Raw genomic sequence first — 18,635 nt, forward strand, 5'->3', positions numbered from 1 at the left:
CCCTTTTCGTTTGTTAGTGATGGCCATGTCCATGACCGTGACCGCGCCCACCCGGGCCGCGTCCCCAGCCGCCGCGGTGGTCATCGCGGTCGTTCCAGCCAGCACGATAGCCGCGCTCCCAGGCTTTATCTCTGCCTTTGTACCAGCCTTTGTGCCAGCCGTTGTCATGACGATGCCAACGGTTATCACGCCATTCATAGTGACGACGCCAGTAATCACGGTCGCGCCAGCTGCCACCGTCCCAGTAGTTACCGTAATTGTCACGATCGCCTATTTGTAATTTTACCGATGGCAGCAGGGTGATTTCACCAGCGTTAGCGACCAGTGGCCCTGCGGCCAGCAGTACTGCTGCCAGAATCAGTGACCTGAACATACTCTTCTCCTTCACGATCGGGGCCGTAAGCGGCCTGTTAACCTGATATTACGGGCCGGTAAAGACCCGCCGCATCGGACGAACTCCGAAAGCGCAGGAAAGAGCACTTTTTGCTAAAGTAACATTTGCTTTACAGCGCAAGGATGGCGTCGATGGCCGCGCACTCCTCGGTGGTGAAATGGCGATTCTGCAGCATGCCGACGGCATCATCCAGTTGCGCGGTTTTGCTGGCGCCGATCAGCACCGAGGTGACTTTCTCTTCGCGCAACACCCAGGCCAGCGCCATCTGCGACAGCTTCTGCCCACGCGCTTCCGCCTGCCTGTTAAGCTGACGAATTTTTTCTAATCGGGCAGGAGTCAGTTGCTCCGGCTGCAGAAAACGACTGCTGCTGGCGGCGCGCGAGTCGGCCGGAATGCCGTTGAGATAGCGGTCGGTAAGTTGCCCGCCGGCCAGCGGTGAAAACGCTATGCTTCCAATCCCTTCCGTCTGCAGAAAATACAGCAGTCCTTCTTCCACGCCGCGTTCGAACATCGAGTAGCGAGGCTGGTGGATGATGCAGGGGGTGCCGAGGTCGTTAAGGATCTTCACCGCCTCCCGCGCCTGGGCCAGAGGATAGTTGGAGATCCCGACATATAGCGCTTTACCCTGACGAACCAGATGATCGAGCGCACGCATCGTTTCCATCAGCGGCGTCTGTGGATCAGGCCGGTGATGGTAAAAAATATCGACGTATTCCAGCCCCATGCGTTTAAGACTCTGGTTAAGACTGGCTACCAGATATTTTCGCGATCCCCAGTCGCCGTAAGGGCCGTCCCACATCGTGTAACCTGCTTTAGTGGAGATGATTAACTCATCGCGATAAGGCAGGAGCGACTCTTTCAGAATGCGGCCAAAGTTGCTTTCCGCCGAGCCCGGCGGCGGCCCATAGTTGTTGGCCAAATCGAAATGGGTTATACCGAGGTCAAAAGCGTGCAGGAGCATCTGCCGGCTGGTTTCCACTCGCGTTTCATCGCCAAAGTTATGCCACAGGCCAAGGGAAATGGCCGGTAGTTGCAGACCGCTGCGGCCGCAGCGACGGTACTCCATCGTTTGATATCGCGTGGTGCTTGCCTGGTAAACCATTCTTCCTCCGCCGACAAAACAGGTTGTGTATACGTTTACACTAAACAATGTTCTGCGTGGAGTACACTGCTTTTTCTGCGTAATTATTGCTTTACACTGCCATTATCACCTCCCATCTGGACAGGCGGATCGCTTATTCAATACTCAAATTACACCTGCACCAAAATGAGGATAATGGATATGCAACCGACCTACACTATTGGGGATTATCTGCTGGATCGCCTTGTCGACTGCGGTATTGACCGCTTGTTCGGCGTGCCGGGAGATTACAACTTACAGTTTCTCGATCGCGTCATCGCGCACAGCGCCTTGGGGTGGGTCGGCTGCGCCAACGAGCTGAATGCGGCATATGCCGCTGACGGCTATGCGCGCATCAAAGGGGCCGGTGCGCTGCTGACCACTTACGGCGTCGGCGAATTGAGCGCGCTGAACGGCATTGCGGGTAGCTATGCGGAACATATTCCGGTATTGCATATCGTCGGTGCGCCCTCTACCGGCGCCCAGCAGCGCGGCGAACTGCTGCACCATACCCTCGGCGATGGCGATTTTCGCCATTTCGCCCGTATGAGCGAGCAGATCACCTGTAGCCAGGCGCTGCTGACCGCCGGCAACGCCTGCCATGAAATCGACCGTGTGCTGCGCGATATGTTGACGCATCATCGCCCCGGCTATTTGATGCTGCCAGCCGATGTCGCCAGAGCGGCAGCGATTGCCCCAGCCCAGCGCTTGCTGGTGGAGCCCGCTCCGGCGGATGAAAACCAGCTTGCCGGGTTCTGCGAACATGCCAGCCGCCTGCTGCGGGGCAGCCGACGCATTTCCCTGCTGGCGGACTTCCTGGCGCAACGTTATGGCCTGCAGAAGACGCTCCGGGAGTGGGTGGCGAAAACGCCTGTCGCCCATGCGACGATGCTCATGGGCAAGGGATTGTTCGATGAGCAGCAGAGCGGGTTTGTCGGCACCTACAGCGGGATTGCCAGCGCGCCGCAGACCCGGGAGGCGATTGAAAACGCCGACACCATCATCTGCATTGGCACGCGCTTCACCGACACCATCACCGCAGGATTTACCCAACATCTGGCGCGGGAAAAGACTATTGAGATCCAGCCCTTCGCCGTCAGGGTGGGCGATCACTGGTTCAGCGGGGTGCCGATGGATAAGGCTTTGGCCGCGCTGATGACGCTTTCCGCCCCGCTGGCGGCGGAGTGGGCTACGCCTCAGGTCGTGGCGCCGGAGGCTGAGGAGGGCGCTGAAGGCGAGTTGACCCAGAAAAATTTCTGGGCGACGGTGCAGGGCGCCCTGCGTCCGGGGGATATTATTCTCGCCGATCAGGGGACGGCCGCCTTTGGCATTGCGGCGCTGAAGCTGCCCTCTGAAGCATCGCTGATCGTCCAGCCGCTGTGGGGCTCGATTGGTTTTACTCTCCCGGCCGCCTATGGCGCACAAACCGCGGCGGCGGAGCGGCGGGTGGTGCTAATTGTCGGCGATGGCGCGGCCCAACTGACCATTCAGGAGATGGGCTCCATGCTGCGTGATAAGCAAAAGCCGCTTATTCTGCTGCTGAATAACGAAGGGTATACCGTGGAACGGGCGATTCATGGTCCAGAGCAGCGCTACAATGACATCGCTCTGTGGGACTGGCAGCGGCTGCCGGAAGCCTTCGCCCCTGACGTTGCTTCGCGCTGCCGGCGGGTCACTCAGACGTCTGAACTGCGGGAGGTGATGACGGAGAGCATCACCTCCGATACACTCACCCTGGTAGAAGTGATGCTGCCGAAAATGGATATCCCCGATTTCCTGCGCGCGGTGACGCAGGCCCTTGAGGAGCGAAACAGCCGCGTTTAATCGGTATGCCGTTTGGCAATCATCAACGGTCTCCCGGCCAGCAGCAGCCAGGCCGGGAGCATCACCATACACAACAGCGGCAGCAGAGTCGTATCCGGGACCACCACGGCGGCCATAAACAGGCTCAACCAGCCGTCGCGAGTGACGACCAGCACCATGCCGAGGATCGCGCAGGAAACGGTGATTGCCGCCGGCACCGCGTCAACATGAGCATGCAGCATCAGCCCCAGCGCTACCCCGACGAACACCGCCGGGAAAATTCGCCCGCCGCGAAAGCCGCTGGCTGAGGCAAGAACCAGGGCTGCCAGTTTGACCAGCGCGATAAGCAGAAAATCCGCGGCGGTTAGCGTCTGGCTGAAGGCCAGCTGCTGCATCTCATCCAGCCCTTTAAAGAGCGTTAAGGGCCCGCCTATCGTCCCCACGATCCCCAGCAGCAGCCCGCCGATACCGAGGGTCAGGATTGGATTTTTCAACCGATGCATCAGGGCATGCAGTCGCGGCAGACACCAGACGGCCACCATGCCGACGGCGATAGCGATCAGGGCGACGATAATGCCGCTGAGAATATCAACGAAGCGCATCTGACCATAGTGCGGGATCGGCAGCGAAAAATGGGGATGGAAAAACAGACCCGTCGTCAACGCGCCGGCGGCGGCGGCGAGGAGGGGAGCAAAGAGGCGATCCCACAGTGGCGTATCGTTGCTGCTATTGAGGGTTTGCGAAAAAATCAGCGCGGCGGCAACCGGGGTACCGAAGAGGGCGCCGATGGTGCCTGAGGCCGCGAGGATGGTCCAGTCCAGCGAGCTGACGCGCGGAAACAGTCGGGAGCCGACAGCGACAGCCAGCGCGATATTCACCACCATAATCGGATGCTCCGGGCCGAGGCTGACGCCGCCGGCGAGGCCGAGGATCAGCGCGGCCAGGAGTCCGGGCAGCGCGCCGGTGGCAATGGGAGCGCCGATTAACGACTCGGTCGCTGGATCCGGCCCGGCGTGCCCGGGGCTGTAACGAATGACCAGACCCACCGCGATGCCTGTCGCCGTCAGCATGGCGATGACCCACAGCGGGCTGTCGGCGCTCACCCCCAACTGCGCGGGCAGATTGCTCCACAGCACGCGCTGCAGCAGCGCGGCAACCTTCATCGCCACGATCAGGATCAGGCTGCAGGCGATACCTATCAGGATGGCCGGCACCGACAGGATCAGCATTGTTCTGGCGCGAGGATGGAGCATGGAAATGTCCTTGTAAAAGTGCTGGAGCACTACTTTGCCTTCGTCAGCGGAGACCGTCGATGCAAATGGTGCTGAAACGATAAAGTTAAGGTGACATCTGATATCCGGCGCGTCCTTTACAGGCTACCTTGCATAGATTACAAACTAAATGTGACCTGTGTCGCTAAACAAGGGGCGTCTGCGCGTTGGACGTTGTTGTTAAGCCGCCATGAATTTACAGTGTGCCAAAAGATTTATTTTGACTTTAGCGGAGCCGTAACGGAATGACAAAATTTGCTTTAGTAGGAGATGTCGGGGGGACCAACGCCCGCCTGGCGCTATGTGATCTGGCGAGTGGAGAGATCTCTCGTGCAAAGACCTATTCCGGGCTCGATTACCCCAGTCTGGAGGCAGTGGTGCGCGTCTACCTCGAGGAGCACCAGGTAACGGTCAACGAAGGTTGTATTGCCATCGCATGCCCGATTACCGGCGACTGGGTGGCGATGACCAACCATACCTGGGCTTTCTCTATCGCCGAAATGAAGCGCAACCTCGGCTTTGCCCATCTGGAGATAATTAACGATTTTACCGCTGTTTCAATGGCCATTCCGATGCTGAAAGCTGAGCACCTTATTCAGTTTGGCGGCAGTGCGCCGGTAGCGGGCAAACCGATCGCCGTTTATGGCGCCGGGACCGGGCTCGGCGTGGCGCATCTGGTCCACGTTGATAAGCGTTGGGTCAGCCTGCCGGGCGAAGGCGGTCATGTTGATTTTGCCCCGAACAGCGAAGAAGAAGGGATCATTCTGGAAGAGCTACGCGCCGAGCTGGGGCATGTTTCCGCAGAACGCGTGCTCTCAGGTCCCGGGCTGGTCAACCTGTATCGCGCGATTGTCAAATCGGACGGCCGACTGCCGGAGAACCTGCAGCCGCGTGAGGTGACCGAGCGAGCGCTGGCGGACAGCTGCACCGACTGTCGTCGGGCGCTGTCGCTGTTCTGCGTCATTATGGGACGCTTCGGCGGTAACCTGGCGCTGACCCTCGGGACGTTTGGCGGGGTGTATATCGCCGGCGGCATCGTGCCGCGCTTCCTGGAGTTCTTTAAAGCCTCTGGTTTCCGCGGCGGTTTTGAAGACAAAGGCCGTTTTAAAGCTTATGTTCAGGATATCCCGGTTTACCTGATCGTGCATGATAACCCAGGCCTGCTGGGCTCCGGCGCGCATCTGCGTCAGACGCTGGGCCAGGTGCTTTAAGTATTCTTCTCCCGGGCTACCGTCGTAGCCCGGATGGCGGTGCTTTCCGCTCTCTACAGATTCATCAGCTGGCGAAACTCTTTCACTTTACTGCGACTGACCGGAACCTGAAACTCCAGGTCACGCAGGCGCAGCACATAGGTGTTGTTGAACCACGGCTCAATTTCCCGAATTTTGCTGAGATTTACGCAATACGAGCGGTGGCAGCGGAAGAAATGCGCGGTGGGCAGTTTGCTGCAGAATTCAGTAATGTTCATCGGCATGACGAATGACTCCCGGCGGGTATAGACGAATGTCATCTTTTCATGCGCCTCGGCATAATAAATATCATGAATACTGGTGACGATGATCCGCTCATCTTTGATCAGATTGATGGTGTCGTTTTCCCGTGGCGCCGCGCTGGCTAATCCTGAAGCAGCGTTATTTTGCTGCTGCCAGGCGGTGGTCAGCTTTTGCAGCATATTGATGATGCGCGATTCCTGGTAGGGTTTCAGGATGTAGTCAAAGGCTTCCAGCTCAAAGGCTTCCACCGCATGTTCTTTCCACGCGGTGATAAAGACGATAAAAGGTTTATGGGCAAACTGGCTGATGTTTTGCGCCAGCAGAACCCCGTCGAGCGACGGAATATTGATATCGAGAAAGATGGCGTCGACCTTGTTGTGCTGGAGAAATTTCAGCACGTCCAGGCCGTCGTCAAAGCTGCCGACGATCTCCATCTGGCTATGGGTGTTAATAAGCCAGGAGAGCTCCTGCTGGGCCAGAAACTCATCCTCCACAATGATAACTTTCATCTTTTCTCCGCTCATGACAACAGCGACTCCGTCAGCGCCTGCGGCGTAGAGTTATTGGGGACATAAAAGGCAATTTCGGTTCCCGGCGTCAGATTGCGGATATGCAAACCCTCGCCGTAGAGAAGTTTCACCCGATGATGCACATTGAGCAGGCCGATTTTGTTACCCGGCATCTCATCGGCTTCCACGCGGGCGACCACGGCGGGATCGATACCGTTGCCCGTATCGCGAACGCTGATGCGTACCCGATTGCCGCACTCGTTAATGCCGATCGTCACCACGCCTTTGCCTTTACAGGGTTGAATACCGTGAACAATGGCATTTTCCACCAGCGGCTGGATAAGCAGGCTCGGGATCACGCAGCTGACGTCGTCGTCAATATCGTAGATGACCGTCAGCTTGTCGCCGAATCGCGCCTGTTCAATAGCGATATAATCTTTGATCTGATAAAGCTCTCGTTTGATATCAATCTGCTCATCGTCTTTTAATTCGATGTTATAGCGCAGGTAGCGCGACAGATTAAAAATGAGCTGGCGCGCGGTGTCCGGATTAAGGCGAATCGAGGAGGAGATCGCGTTCAGCGCATTAAATAAAAAATGCGGGTTAATTTTGCTTTGCAGGGCGCGCAGCTCCGCTTTGTTGGCCATCTCCCGCAGCTGTTCGGCGCGGGAGACTTCCAGCTGGGTGGAGATTATTTGCGACAGGCCAATCGCCATCTCCTGCAGCGTCGAAGTGATGCGATGGGCGTGGCAGTAATAGATTTTTAGCGTGCCGGTCACCACCCCTTTTTCCCACAGCGGGATCACCATCAAGGAGTGGATCTCCGGGGTGCGGTGGGCTTCGTCATTGTTTTTTATGATGATTTTCCCATAACGAATCGCCTGCCGGGTGGTGGGGCTAATCATATCGTCGTGGCGTTGATAGTTGGCTTCACCGAAGCCCACGTAGGCCAGCACGTGCTCGGTATTGGTGATCGCCACCGCGTCGGCGGTAATGTCGCGGCGGATAATCTCGCAAACCTGGCGCAGAGAATCGCTGTTAACGTGTCGAAACAGCGGCAGGGTTTTGTTGGCGATATCGAGCGCCAGTTTCGCCTGCCGCGCCGCGCTGGCCTCCTTTTCCCCTTCAACGCTCTGCACCAGCAGCACGATAAAGCCGATGCAGACGCTGCCGAGGATCATCGGGATACCAATTTTCGAAACAATATCTACGCCGAGACTCAGGGAAGGCGCCCAGACCACCACCAGGATCATGGTCAGAGTTTCACACATCATCCCCGCCAGAATGCCGATTTTCCACCGTTGTTCGCGGGCCACTTTACGATTAATCAACCCCGACAGCAGGCCGGCGACAATGCTGGTGATAAAGCAGGGCACTGCGGTCACGCCGTCGATATCAATCAAATAGCGGTGCACGCCGGCAATCGCCCCGACAATCGCGCCCACCCAGGGACCAAACAGGATCCCACCGGACATCACGGCGATAATGCGGACGTTCACCAGGGACCCCTCAACCGGGACGCCGGACCAGGTACTAAATAGCGCGAACAGCGAGAAAATGGCTGTCACCGCCAGCAGCTCTTTCGGAGTATGGGCCGACTTATGCAACAGTTCGCGGAACAGGCGCAGGCGAATAAGGAAAAAGAGGCAAATAAGCATCAGGGCCGCACGATCATAGACCGCCAGCATCATAGTAAAGATTTCGTGCATGGGTGCGCCGCGTCAGTGGCCAGAAAGGAACATGATAAAAAACCTGACGGCAGAAGACCAGCCGTGGAACCATAAAGCGGAAAAGACGTACTTTTTAAAGGGGATTAATTAAAAAGCATCGCGATAGCGGCGGTCTTCGCCATTAACGATAATATTCTGTGTTAAGAAAGATATCAGTGTGTTACCACTTTTATACAACCCGGGATTATTCCGCCAATGAACTGCCGCATTTAGCGCAGTCGATACCCGTTTTATATGCCAGGGAATATTTTTTAACGGGCCTCTCGACAACATGAATTTTTTCAGGTTATTTTCTAAACGAGCCGCAACAGCGGCAGCGTCGCTCGGACGGTCCGGGCGCTAACGTTAATTAGAGGAACCTATGGCTGAATCCAGTCCTGAACGCCGTTTTACGCGTATCGATCGTCTCCCTCCGTACGTTTTTAACATTACTGCTGAACTGAAAATGGCTGCGCGTCGGCGCGGCGAAGATATTATCGATTTCAGTATGGGTAATCCCGATGGCGCGACGCCGCCGCATATCGTGGAAAAACTCTGCACCGTTGCTCAACGGCCTGACACCCATGGTTACTCTACCTCGCGGGGGATCCCGCGCCTGCGTCGCGCCATTTCACGCTGGTATGAAGAACGCTATAACGTCGATATCGATCCGGAATCGGAAGCGATCGTCACCATTGGTTCGAAAGAGGGGCTGGCGCACCTGATGCTGGCGACGCTGGATCATGGCGACACCGTACTGGTGCCGAACCCCAGCTATCCGATTCATATCTATGGCGCGGTGATTGCCGGGGCGCAGGTGCGCTCAGTGCCGCTGGTGGAAGGGGTGGATTTCTTTAACGAGCTGGAACGCGCCATCCGCGAGAGCTATCCGAAGCCGAAGATGATGATCCTTGGCTTTCCCTCAAATCCGACCGCGCAGTGCGTCGAACTGGATTTCTTTGAAAAGGTTGTCGCTCTGGCGAAGCAGTATGACATTCTGGTCGTCCACGATCTGGCCTATGCCGATATCGTGTATGACGGCTGGAAAGCGCCCTCCATCATGCAGGTGCCCGGCGCGCGGGATGTCGCCGTCGAGTTCTTTACCCTGTCGAAAAGCTATAACATGGCCGGCTGGCGCATTGGCTTTATGGTGGGTAATAAGACTTTGGTGAATGCCCTCGCTCGTATCAAAAGCTATCATGACTACGGGACTTTTACTCCGCTGCAGGTGGCGGCGATAGCTGCGCTGGAGGGCGATCAGCAGTGCGTGCGCGATATTGCCGAACAGTATAAGCGCCGTCGCGATGTGCTGGTCAAAGGGCTTCATGAGGCCGGCTGGATGGTGGAGTGTCCGAAAGCGTCTATGTACGTGTGGGCGAAAATACCGGAACCTTACGCCGCCATGGGGTCGCTGGAGTTTGCGAAAAAGCTGCTTAATGAAGCGAAGGTTTGCGTCTCGCCGGGGATTGGCTTTGGCGACTATGGTGATACCCACGTCCGCTTCGCGCTGATCGAGAACCGGGACCGTACGCGCCAGGCGATCCGCGGTATCAAGGCGATGTTCCGCGCGGATGGTCTGCTGGCCTCCGCGAGCTAGCGCTGCGGGCAGCACGGCAAAATAAAAACGGGAGCATGAAGGCTCCCGTTTTTTTTGACACCGCTGCAGTCTAGATCATCAGGGCAAAAGTACCGGCCCAAACGATGACCATAAAAGAGAGGCCCATAAAGAAGTATTTCACGACTCATCACTCCACGCGCTTGTGCGACGTTCAAATGAATTAATTGTTCTGTTTTTCAAGGGCTGTCGCCAGTGTAACTTAACCCTGCAGCAGCCCGTAATTCTGTGCGTTTAGTGCTCCAGATGGCGCTAATGTACGCCTAAAAAATCAGGGAAACAAGAGGCATTTTTTTATTAATTTTTAGTTACTTACGAGTGTCGTGATTCGGCGACACATTAATTTCACAGGGTAATAAATTTAGCGCCAGCGACGCGAAGGAAACGGGTTTTAGCGATGGGGCGGGCGGAGAAGGCCAACGAGAGCGCGCGGCATTATCTTTGCCACGCGCCGCCGTCGGTTCAGGGCAGGTCTGAGGCGCGCTGTCGCCACTCGGCCGGGTAGTGTGCCGGGATAAAGCGCAGCGTCAGCGCCATGAGTAGCAGGACGCAGATCGCATGCCAGGACCAGTCAAGCGTGTAGTTCCCGCTCAGGCTACGCAGCAGGCCTGAAAGCCAGGGCGACAGACCGGCGATGATAAATCCGATCCCCTGCATAAAGGCTACCAGCCTGCCGGCCACCGCCGGATGTCCGGCGTGATCCAGCGCCAGCACCAGGCACAGAGGAAACGCGCCGCCCAATCCCACGCCGCAGGCAATGGCCCAGAGCGCAGAGAAATGCTCTGGCAGCCAGATAAAGCCGCAGAAGCCAATCAGCTGTAGCGCCAGCGCTAGCAGAAGAAGCTGGCGCCGATCCTCCTGGCGAGCCAGCGCCGGGAGCAGCAGCGCGCCGGCGGTTTGCCCGACGGTCAGCAGCGCCAGCAGCGAACCGCTGTACTGGGCGCTATCGCCTAGCTGGATGTAGTAAGGAGGCAGCCAGGCGATCAGGCTGGCGTAACCGGCATTGATCAGTCCGAAATAGAGTCCCAGCGTCCAGGCGCGGCGCTGGCCAATAATCGCGACCCGGGGGGAAGCGCTGGTCTGATGCGGTGCACGAGGCAATTGCCGACAAATCGCCAGCCAGCTGAGCAGAGCCAGGAGCGCAGGGAACGCCCACCAGGCTAGCGCATCATGCCAGGCCGCGCTATGTGACGCCAGCCATGGGGTGAACGCGGCGCCTAACCCGCCGCCGCCCATCAGCGCCGCTGACCATAGTCCCATCACCAGCGGCGTCCGTCGGGGAAAGAGGTGCTTAATTACCGCCGGAATGGCGGCCTGAATAATGCCGATGCCAATTCCTCCGGCCAGAGCGCTGGTGAGCAGTAAGCCACTATTCGGGGCGATTTCCCGCAGCAGGGCGCCTGCCGCGATAATCAGCAGGCTCAGCGCAATACTGCGCTTTTGACCGATATAGCGATCGACCCAGCCAGCGGCCAGCGCCAGCACCCCCATCGCGATCACCGGCAGGGCGGTCAGGAGTGCGGCCAGGGTATAGCTCATGCCGCTGGCTGCGCGGATGTCCGGCAGCAAAGGACCAATGGAGGTAAGCAGCGGCCGCATATTGATCCCAGTCAGTACCAGGACTGCCAGCGTCAGGTTCTGTCGCAGCGCTGGTGTCATGACTGCCGTTCCGCCCAGCGCTGATAAAGTTCAGTTCCCTCCGGCTGCGGGCGATGATGGATCGGCAGCGTTTGCTGGTCCAGCGGCTGCTGCAGCTGCTGATAAATCGCGGCGGTCGAGAGCTGAAAAGGCTCCCCGTCCTGATTGCTATTGGCGAAAAACACTTCCCGCACGCCGGTTAAATAGAGCGCGCTCAGGCACATAGGGCAAGGTTGTCCGCTGGCATAGATGACGCATTCACGCAACACCGCGCTTCCCAGTCTGGCGGCAAGATCGCGAACGGCGTTCAGTTCGGCATGCGCCGTTGGGTCACCGCTCAGATGAAAGGTATTGACGCTTTCAGCGACAATCTCATCATTCCGCACCAGCACGGCGCCGAAGGGGCGCCCACCGTCAGCAATGTTTTGTTTTGCCAGCACTAATGCGCGCTGAAGATAACGATCGTGAGCGGACATAGTCACTCCTGCATAAAACGATGTTAAAGGTGAAATATGTTGAGGGTCGTGCGAAGAGGGTACGTCTCTTGTTTCATAAGTTAAAAGACTTATTTATGATAATGCCTATTGGAATTTCTTATAGGTGGGCCGATGCTTCTGCGCCAACTTTCCTACTTTATCGCTGTGGCTGAACATTGTGGCTTTTCCCACGCCGCCGCGGCGCTGCATGTCTCCCAGCCTGCGCTGTCACAGCAGATACGCCAGCTGGAAGCGATGCTGGAGGTTCAGCTTTTCGACCGCTCTGGCCGACGTATTCGCCTGACCGATGCCGGTGAGATCTGGCTGGAGTATGCCCGTCGCGCGTTACGCGACCTTGAGGAAGGTCGGCGCGCCTTGCATGACGCAGAAGATCTCCAGCACGGTAAACTCCGCATTGCTATGACGCCAACTTTCACTACCTATATGCTGGGCCCGCTGATGGAGGCGTACTACCGACGCTATCCTGGAGTAAAAGTGCTTATCCAGGAGATGAACCAGGAGCGGATGGAGGCGATGCTGCTGGAGGATGAACTGGATGTGGGGATTGCCTTTGACGACAGCCGGTCACAGGAAATTGTGGTTCAGCCGCTGCTGACGGAAACGCTTGCGCTGGTGGTGAGCCGTGCGCATCCGCTGGCAGGAGAGCGCGACTTGCAACTGCAGGCTCTCGACGCACAGCCGCTAATTTTACTGAGCAGCGAGTTTGCTACCCGCGAGCAGATTGATCGTTATTGCCGCCTTCATCGGCTCGAACCAGACGTGCGGATGGAGGCCAACTCCATCGGGGCCGTTCTGTCGGTTATTCGAAGCACAACGTTAGCAACGCTGCTGCCGGCGGCGATCGCCGGGCAGTTTGATGATGTGGTGGCGATTGAGCTAAGACCTGCGCTGCTGCAGCGCACGGCCTGTTTATTGCAGCGGCAGGGCGCCTGGCAGAGCGCCGCAGCGCGCGCATTCATCACCCTGGCCCGAGAGAACGCGATAACGATTGAGCAGGAAAACCGCCAGTCCCTTGCCTGAAGGACTACGTTACTCGCCGGCGAACTGCGACTCACGGCTGGCTTCGCTGCCGATATCGCCTTCATCGGGCTGGGCATTCTCTATAAGCATGCCTTCTTCCTTAAGCCTTTCCAGCACGTGATGAAAGAGCTGAGTCTTGTCTGGCTCAGCCATACTCTGCAACTTCTCATTAAATACAGTATGGGACTGAATAAGATAATGGATAAATTCCAGCAATACCTCACTTTGCGGCAGGACGGTTAATTCCTGCTGGATGTAACGGGTTTGATCCAGTAGCGGATTTTTCGTCACGTCCATAGGCCGGGCGCTAATACTGTGGGCGTATATTTTCTCAATGGCCTGGCTGGTGATATAGATGCGGTTCAATGATATCGAGGGGCATTCGTCTTCCTCTGGAATGAAATGACAATAAACAAATGGTTTATCCGGCAGCATCATGCTGAGGCGGTTTTCGTAAAGAATATCATCTGGCGCCTCCAGCAGCGCCATTAGGTTCCGACAGTGTGGATGCCAGAGCCCTGAAGCAAATACCTTTACGTTGAACTGGGTTACCGTATTTCCGCGCAGGGTTTCCATCGTCGGAATATCGCCTTCAAGCCGCAGAATGCTGCGGATATGGGAGTGATGCGACCAGACTGTTTCTCCTGCCTCGACTGAGGTAAATGGATTAAACGCGCTGGTTACCTCTTTTTCCTGATGGGAGAGGACGGCGATTTTTAATATTCCCGGCGTTGGGTTAAGCTTAAGACATAGATTGATTGCGCCTATATCATGCCAGTGAAGAATGTCTTCCAGTTCGCAGTTTAATAATTTTTGCGCCCGCGCCAGAGAGCAATACTCCATTGGCGGTAAATTATTTAGCTTCCAGATATTCCGTTCTGTAATATTCATAAGAATTGTATGTCGATGAAAAAATAAATCGCCATGGTGAGCAAAAGCATCAATGACAATGATTTATTTTTTTCTGCTGACTTCCTTTACCTGATTAACAAAATCCATTCACATTGAGAATAATATATCGATAAATTGGCTGTTTTTATTGTTTTGCTGCCGCATATTTACTCTTTCCCGTTATCTTATCATCTCTTATTCGTAGAGAAAAATAGTTTGCTGAATATAAGCGTTTCTTCCTGTTTAGCAGCAATATTTAAGGTGAGTATGAGCGGAGCACGAAAAAAGGGACGGTCAATTTGGCAAACTTTGTGGTCGGCAGGAAGTATCAAACAGACGCCTGCGGCGCCTGTCGAACCTACCTGTAGTTATTGCGGCATAGACAGGAAGCGGTCACCCGGTTGCGCGATGGCATACCAGGCCATCATTTCGGCAGTGCCTGGCTGGCCTTCAGCAGGCGCCCAGGCCATAGTGTCCATTTCGGCAAGCGGTTGATAAGCGCCTTGTTTGACTTCAAATACCATGCCGCCTGCGTCGAGCGAGAGCACCGTATGCCAGGTGCCAGCCTCCATTTCCAGCGCCGTACAGGTTTCACCCAGCACCACCCGGTTGGTGACCACGCCGTGGTCATCAAAATTCAGCACCACAAAACGGCCTTTCAGCGGCAGCAAAAGTTCGAAAGTATGCCTGTGCCGGTGGGGGCGGATATAGGTGCCGGGTTCCATGGCGATGGCCAGACGCTGTATCGGGTCGCTCAGTTCAGGATGAAAATTGCGATGGGCACGCAGGCGCGGAGCACTGGCTGCCGCTTCGCTCTGCTGCTGCATATCGCTGAGGGTGATCTGTTTCATATCAACGCCTGGCTCCTGTATCGTCCAGAGAAGGTTGTAAAAGGTCGCGGCTAGTGACTGAAAAATTCAGAAGGTATTGTACGCAGAAATGCGCGTTGCTGTCGGTTTATTGTGTGCGTGATTGACAAAGACACGTTCCTTTCTGGCAGGACTAACCATACTGAAATCGTTGGCTAATTATGATTACGAGAAGAATACGTTCTGGCTGGCGTTTAGGTCATCGTGGTGAATGGCGGGCAACGTTTATATGGTGTCCCCTGCAGGAATCGAACCTGCAACTAGCCCTTAGGAGGGGCTCGTTATATCCATTTAACTAAGGGGACAAGGCGGCACGAGTATAGCGTTTTTTGCCCGCCTGAGTAAGAGCCATACCGTCTGACTGCTTAAACCCTCGCCACTCAGGGCGCTTTTTTTATGCCCGGTCGGCCTTTTTCCCTTTCTCCGCCGCCTGGGCGCGGGCTTCCGCTTTTCGCTTGCTGCTCATATCGTTACGGATCTGCGCATGGCTCAGCAGTGCGAAGATGAAGGTCCCGCCACAGATATTTCCCGCCAGGGTCGGCAGGGCGAACGGCCAGATAAAGTCGCTCCAGGGCAGATTTCCATTAAACACCAGATAAAGGATCTCGACCGAGCCCACCACAATATGGGTGGTATCCGCCAGGGCGATAAGCCAGGTCATGAGAATAATCACCACGATTTTGGCGGCGCCGGCGACAGGAAACATCCAGACCATGGTGGCGACCAGCCAGCCGGAAATAATCGCATTAGCGAACATCTCTGTCGGACTGTTTTTCATTACGTCTTCGGCGATGCTGACAAAGGCCTGACGGGTTGGCTCATCAAAAATAGGCATATAATTGAAGGCCCATGCGGCCACCGCGGTACCGATGAGATTGCCCGCCAGCACCACCGACCATAGCCGCATCAGCAAACCGACGTTACCGAGGGTGGGATTATGCATCACCGGCAGAACGGCGGTGACCGTATTTTCAGTGAACAGCTGCTGGCGGGCCATAATTACGATAATAAAGCCGAAGGTGTAGCCGAGGTTTTCCAGCAAAAAACCGCCCGGGATCCCCTCCAGTTTGACGTGAAAAATTCCCTTCGCCAGCAGGGAGGCCCCCATCGACAGGCCGGCCGCAATCGCTGACCATAGCAGGGCCAGCGCATCGCGCTCCATCTCTTTTTCCCCTTCCTGGCGAATATGTTCATGGATCGCCATCGCCCGCGAGGGAAGGCGATCTTCATTTACTTCGATCTCTTCACCACGCTGATTTTCCTCACTTTCCACTTCTCTTTCGTCATCCTCTGCCTTTAATTTGTTATTGTCTAGTTCATCCATTTCGTGGCCCTCGCTATCAATCTGTATAGTTATAGCGTAGCGGCTTTCCCTGCCGTCTGGCTGGGCATACTCTGAAATCGCAAAAATGGTAACGTCAGATTTTTGTCGCTCCGGTAGAATAGGAGCCCCGCGATTTCGTTATTCCCAGGCTAAGATCAAATCAACAACTTGGGTGATATAGACATCGTTCAACGTGCTGTTACAATCGCTCACATCTTTACGGGCGGAAGCGTTGTCTTTCCGTCATGGATGGCAACTCGCGATAGCCATAAAAACCAGGGAGACATCTATGAATTATCGCCTGTCGGCGCTTGCGCTTGGCGCCACATTGCTGGTGGGATGTGCCAGTTCCAGCTCTGGCGATCGGCCGCAGGGGCGCTCAGACCCGTTAGAAGGGTTTAACCGCACGATGTTTAACTTCAACTTTAACGTGGTTGATCCTTACGTGCTTCGCCCCGTCGCGGTGGCATGGCGCGACTACGTCCCACAGCCGGCGCGCAACGGGTTAAGCAATTTTACCAGTAACCTGGAAGAGCCGGCAGTGATGGTGAACTACTTCCTGCAGGGCGACCCCTATAAAGGTATGGTGCATTTTACCCGCTTCTTCCTGAACACCATTCTCGGTATGGGTGGGCTTATCGATGTGGCCGGGATGGCGAATCCGCAGCTACAGCGGGTTGAGCCACATCGTTTCGGCAGTACGCTTGGGCATTATGGCGTTGGCTATGGCCCGTATGTTCAGTTGCCGTTCTATGGAAGCTTTACCCTGCGCGACGAAGGCGGCGATATGGCCGATGGCTTGTATCCGGTGCTCTCCTGGCTGACCTGGCCGATGTCGATCGGTAAATGGGCGGTGGAAGGGATTGAGACACGTGCTCAGCTGCTGGATTCCGACGGCCTGCTGCGCCAGTCTTCCGACCCTTACATTCTGATGCGTGAAGCCTACTTCCAGCGTCATGACTTTATCGCCAACGGCGGTAAGCTGACCCCGGCGGACAACCCGAATGCTCAGGCTATTCAGGATGAGCTGAAGGATATCGATTCACAGTGATCGGCGAATGATAAAAAAAGGGTGAACATAATGTTCACCCTTTTTTGTGGCGCGCTGCTTATCAGAAGCGGTAGTTGAAGTTAGCGCCGTACAGCCAGGCGGTTCCTTCGGAACGGAAGGTATACGGGCCTTCCTTAATTTCAACATGCTGCCCGTGCATGTATGAAACGCCGACGTCAACCGAGGCATCTTTATTGAACGCGTAGGTGGTACCCGCGCTCAGCCACAGGCGATCCTGGTCCGGAATAGAGATAGAGCGGTTATTAGCCGGCACCGGGCTGTCATCGAAGGCGATACCGGTACGGAAGGTCCAGTTATCGTCATAATAATAGGTGGTCCCCAGCGCAAGACGATAGGCGTCCTTGAAGCCTTCCTCTTTATAGAACAGCGTCTGGCCGTTGCTGCCGGTGGCTTTCAGCTCCTGGAACTGACTCCAGCTGGTGTAGGTCAGGCTATAGTGGACCGCCCACTGCGGCGCCACGCGGTTATAGCCGGACAGCTCCCACATTTCCGGCAGGTTAAGGGTTAGCGAACCATTTGTCGTCTGGCCGCTGGTGCCCGCCGGCAGGCCGAAGTTGCCGAGGATCTGGTTATAGGCCGCCGGCAGGCTGCTGCGGTAGTTACCGTCGAAGTCGATCTTGACCTCAGAACGGTAGGTTAAACCGTAGCGGTTATTCTTATCCAGCTCATAGAGGATCCCGGCGTTCCAGCCGAAGCCCCACGCGTTGCCATTAAGATGGGCGATCTGCGTGTCGGCCGGGATCTTCGCTACCTGGCCCGCCAGCGCCGGCGGCAGCGCGCCAGAGCCTGCGACAATCTGCCCCAGATCGCCTGCATAGCGCTCGATCTTCGCCTTGGCGTAGACCGCGTCAAAGCCTAAGCCGAAGCTCCAGTTGCTGTCGAGGCGGTAGGCGCCGCTCAGGTTGAAGTTCGCGGTGGTCAGGTCGGTTTTACCGCCCATGCTGCCGGCCGCATAATCATCGTTATACTCTGTTGCCAGACCATAGTTAGAGGTGATAGACGCCCCCCAACCAAATTGGTCGTTAATCGGCGCGACAAAGTGGAAGTTGGGTACCCACGCCGTCGGGGCGATATTGTCTGCTTTCAGGCTCTTGCCGGTGGGAGAGGTGCCCGAAACATTAACGCCCGGGTCGACAAACACGGCGCCCGCCGACATGGTCGGGCGGTCAAACATCATAATTAATGCCGGGTTACGACTGGCATTACCAGCATCGTCAGCGATCGCCCCTTCACCGGAATAGGCACGACCCAGCCCCGATGCAGAGAATTCGTTGAGCTGGAAGCCTGCTGACCAGGCCTGGGTGGAAACAAGTGCGACAGCCACTGCAAGGGCAGATTGGGTAAAGCGGGTTTTCTGGCTCATGCCCATAACCTCATTGAGTTATTTTTTTTTAAACTATGTTACATGCC

The 18,635-nt window shown here is 56.2% G+C and carries 19 protein-coding genes and 1 tRNA gene; 6 read left to right on the forward strand and 14 right to left on the reverse strand.

Features of this window, described 5'->3' with window-relative positions:
• Window positions 1–13: 13 nt before the first annotated feature.
• Together KB890_RS21655 and KB890_RS21660 are read right to left on the reverse strand one after the other, a co-directional pair.
• On the reverse strand, window positions 14–373 hold the full coding sequence (locus KB890_RS21655) for a DUF2502 domain-containing protein (protein WP_002913419.1): 360 nt from the start codon (window positions 371–373) through the stop codon (window positions 14–16).
• 130 nt (window positions 374–503) lie between these two features.
• Window positions 504–1,496: an aldo/keto reductase gene (locus tag KB890_RS21660; protein ID WP_004180796.1), complete on the reverse strand. Its 993-nt coding sequence runs from the start codon at window positions 1,494–1,496 to the stop codon at window positions 504–506.
• Between the two features lie 180 nt (window positions 1,497–1,676).
• Here KB890_RS21660 and KB890_RS21665 point away from each other — a divergent pair, with 180 nt between their 5' ends.
• A complete protein-coding gene (locus tag KB890_RS21665; protein ID WP_004174935.1) occupies window positions 1,677–3,338 on the forward strand; it encodes an alpha-keto acid decarboxylase family protein in 1,662 nt (553 codons plus the stop codon).
• Here KB890_RS21665 and KB890_RS21670 read toward each other — a convergent pair.
• The gene (locus KB890_RS21670; protein ID WP_004180794.1) at window positions 3,335–4,570 is read right to left on the reverse strand and encodes an ion channel protein; all 1,236 of its coding nucleotides are present in this window, start codon (window positions 4,568–4,570) and stop codon (window positions 3,335–3,337) included. The two genes, KB890_RS21665 and KB890_RS21670, sit on opposite strands and share 4 nt — an antisense overlap.
• A gap of 263 nt (window positions 4,571–4,833) precedes the next feature.
• Here KB890_RS21670 and glk point away from each other — a divergent pair, with 263 nt between their 5' ends.
• Window positions 4,834–5,799 carry a glucokinase gene (gene glk / locus KB890_RS21675; protein WP_002913377.1) on the forward strand — a complete coding sequence of 322 codons (966 nt, stop codon included), beginning with the start codon at window positions 4,834–4,836 and terminating at the stop codon, window positions 5,797–5,799.
• Between the two features lie 53 nt (window positions 5,800–5,852).
• On the opposite strand, the gene KB890_RS21680 is transcribed toward glk, so the two are convergent.
• Together KB890_RS21680 and KB890_RS21685 are read right to left on the reverse strand one after the other, a co-directional pair.
• Entirely contained in the window at window positions 5,853–6,590 is a 738-nt protein-coding gene (locus tag KB890_RS21680; RefSeq protein ID WP_002913374.1) for a LytR/AlgR family response regulator transcription factor, read from the reverse strand.
• 11 nt (window positions 6,591–6,601) lie between these two features.
• Window positions 6,602–8,299: a sensor histidine kinase gene (locus KB890_RS21685; protein WP_020324238.1), complete on the reverse strand. Its 1,698-nt coding sequence runs from the start codon at window positions 8,297–8,299 to the stop codon at window positions 6,602–6,604.
• On the opposite strand from KB890_RS21685, the gene KB890_RS21690 reads away from it, so the two are divergent.
• Window positions 8,298–8,411 carry a hypothetical protein gene (locus KB890_RS21690; protein ID WP_020324249.1) on the forward strand — a complete coding sequence of 38 codons (114 nt, stop codon included), beginning with the start codon at window positions 8,298–8,300 and terminating at the stop codon, window positions 8,409–8,411. The two genes, KB890_RS21685 and KB890_RS21690, sit on opposite strands and share 2 nt — an antisense overlap.
• Here the strand turns inward: KB890_RS21690 and KB890_RS21695 are convergent.
• Complete coding sequence (locus KB890_RS21695; protein WP_004188912.1) at window positions 8,408–8,593, reverse strand: phytanoyl-CoA dioxygenase; 186 nt, start codon at window positions 8,591–8,593, stop codon at window positions 8,408–8,410. The genes KB890_RS21690 and KB890_RS21695 overlap by 4 nt on opposite strands.
• A gap of 88 nt (window positions 8,594–8,681) precedes the next feature.
• Here KB890_RS21695 and alaC point away from each other — a divergent pair, with 88 nt between their 5' ends.
• Window positions 8,682–9,896: an alanine transaminase gene (gene alaC / locus KB890_RS21700; protein WP_002913372.1), complete on the forward strand. Its 1,215-nt coding sequence runs from the start codon at window positions 8,682–8,684 to the stop codon at window positions 9,894–9,896.
• A 70-nt stretch (window positions 9,897–9,966) separates the two neighbouring features.
• On the opposite strand, the gene ypdK is transcribed toward alaC, so the two are convergent.
• The 3 genes from ypdK to KB890_RS21715 form a co-directional block, all read right to left on the reverse strand.
• A complete protein-coding gene (gene ypdK / locus KB890_RS21705) occupies window positions 9,967–10,038 on the reverse strand; it encodes a membrane protein YpdK (RefSeq protein WP_099119320.1) in 72 nt (23 codons plus the stop codon).
• A gap of 338 nt (window positions 10,039–10,376) precedes the next feature.
• Window positions 10,377–11,573 carry a CynX/NimT family MFS transporter gene (locus KB890_RS21710; protein ID WP_004180792.1) on the reverse strand — a complete coding sequence of 399 codons (1,197 nt, stop codon included), beginning with the start codon at window positions 11,571–11,573 and terminating at the stop codon, window positions 10,377–10,379.
• Entirely contained in the window at window positions 11,570–12,028 is a 459-nt protein-coding gene (locus tag KB890_RS21715; RefSeq protein WP_004180790.1) for a nucleoside deaminase, read from the reverse strand. Before KB890_RS21715 ends, KB890_RS21710 begins: the two co-directional genes overlap by 4 nt.
• 132 nt (window positions 12,029–12,160) lie before the next feature.
• Here KB890_RS21715 and cynR point away from each other — a divergent pair, with 132 nt between their 5' ends.
• Entirely contained in the window at window positions 12,161–13,069 is a 909-nt protein-coding gene (cynR, locus tag KB890_RS21720) for a transcriptional regulator CynR (protein ID WP_004180788.1), read from the forward strand.
• 9 nt (window positions 13,070–13,078) lie between these two features.
• Here cynR and KB890_RS21725 read toward each other — a convergent pair whose 3' ends face one another.
• From KB890_RS21725 to KB890_RS21740, 4 genes are all read right to left on the reverse strand, one after another.
• Window positions 13,079–13,960, reverse strand: a complete 882-nt coding sequence (locus KB890_RS21725; protein ID WP_004180785.1) for a hypothetical protein — start codon at window positions 13,958–13,960, stop codon at window positions 13,079–13,081.
• Window positions 13,961–14,328: 368 nt separating this feature from the next.
• Complete coding sequence (locus KB890_RS21730) at window positions 14,329–14,811, reverse strand: WbuC family cupin fold metalloprotein (RefSeq protein ID WP_004174945.1); 483 nt, start codon at window positions 14,809–14,811, stop codon at window positions 14,329–14,331.
• A 248-nt stretch (window positions 14,812–15,059) separates the two neighbouring features.
• Window positions 15,060–15,134 (reverse strand) — tRNA-Arg (locus KB890_RS21735).
• Between the two features lie 89 nt (window positions 15,135–15,223).
• Window positions 15,224–16,153 (reverse strand): formate/nitrite transporter family protein, encoded by a 930-nt coding sequence (locus tag KB890_RS21740; protein WP_004149224.1) that lies wholly within the window; start codon window positions 16,151–16,153, stop codon window positions 15,224–15,226.
• A gap of 289 nt (window positions 16,154–16,442) precedes the next feature.
• Here KB890_RS21740 and mlaA point away from each other — a divergent pair, with 289 nt between their 5' ends.
• Window positions 16,443–17,204: a phospholipid-binding lipoprotein MlaA gene (gene mlaA / locus KB890_RS21745; protein WP_002913362.1), complete on the forward strand. Its 762-nt coding sequence runs from the start codon at window positions 16,443–16,445 to the stop codon at window positions 17,202–17,204.
• A gap of 61 nt (window positions 17,205–17,265) precedes the next feature.
• Here the strand turns inward: mlaA and fadL are convergent, their stop codons facing one another.
• Entirely contained in the window at window positions 17,266–18,588 is a 1,323-nt protein-coding gene (fadL, locus tag KB890_RS21750; protein ID WP_002913360.1) for a long-chain fatty acid transporter FadL, read from the reverse strand.
• Window positions 18,589–18,635: the final 47 nt, after the last annotated feature.

This window comes from Klebsiella sp. P1954, assembly GCF_018199955.1.
Taxonomy (GTDB): Bacteria; Pseudomonadota; Gammaproteobacteria; order Enterobacterales; family Enterobacteriaceae; genus Klebsiella; species Klebsiella pneumoniae.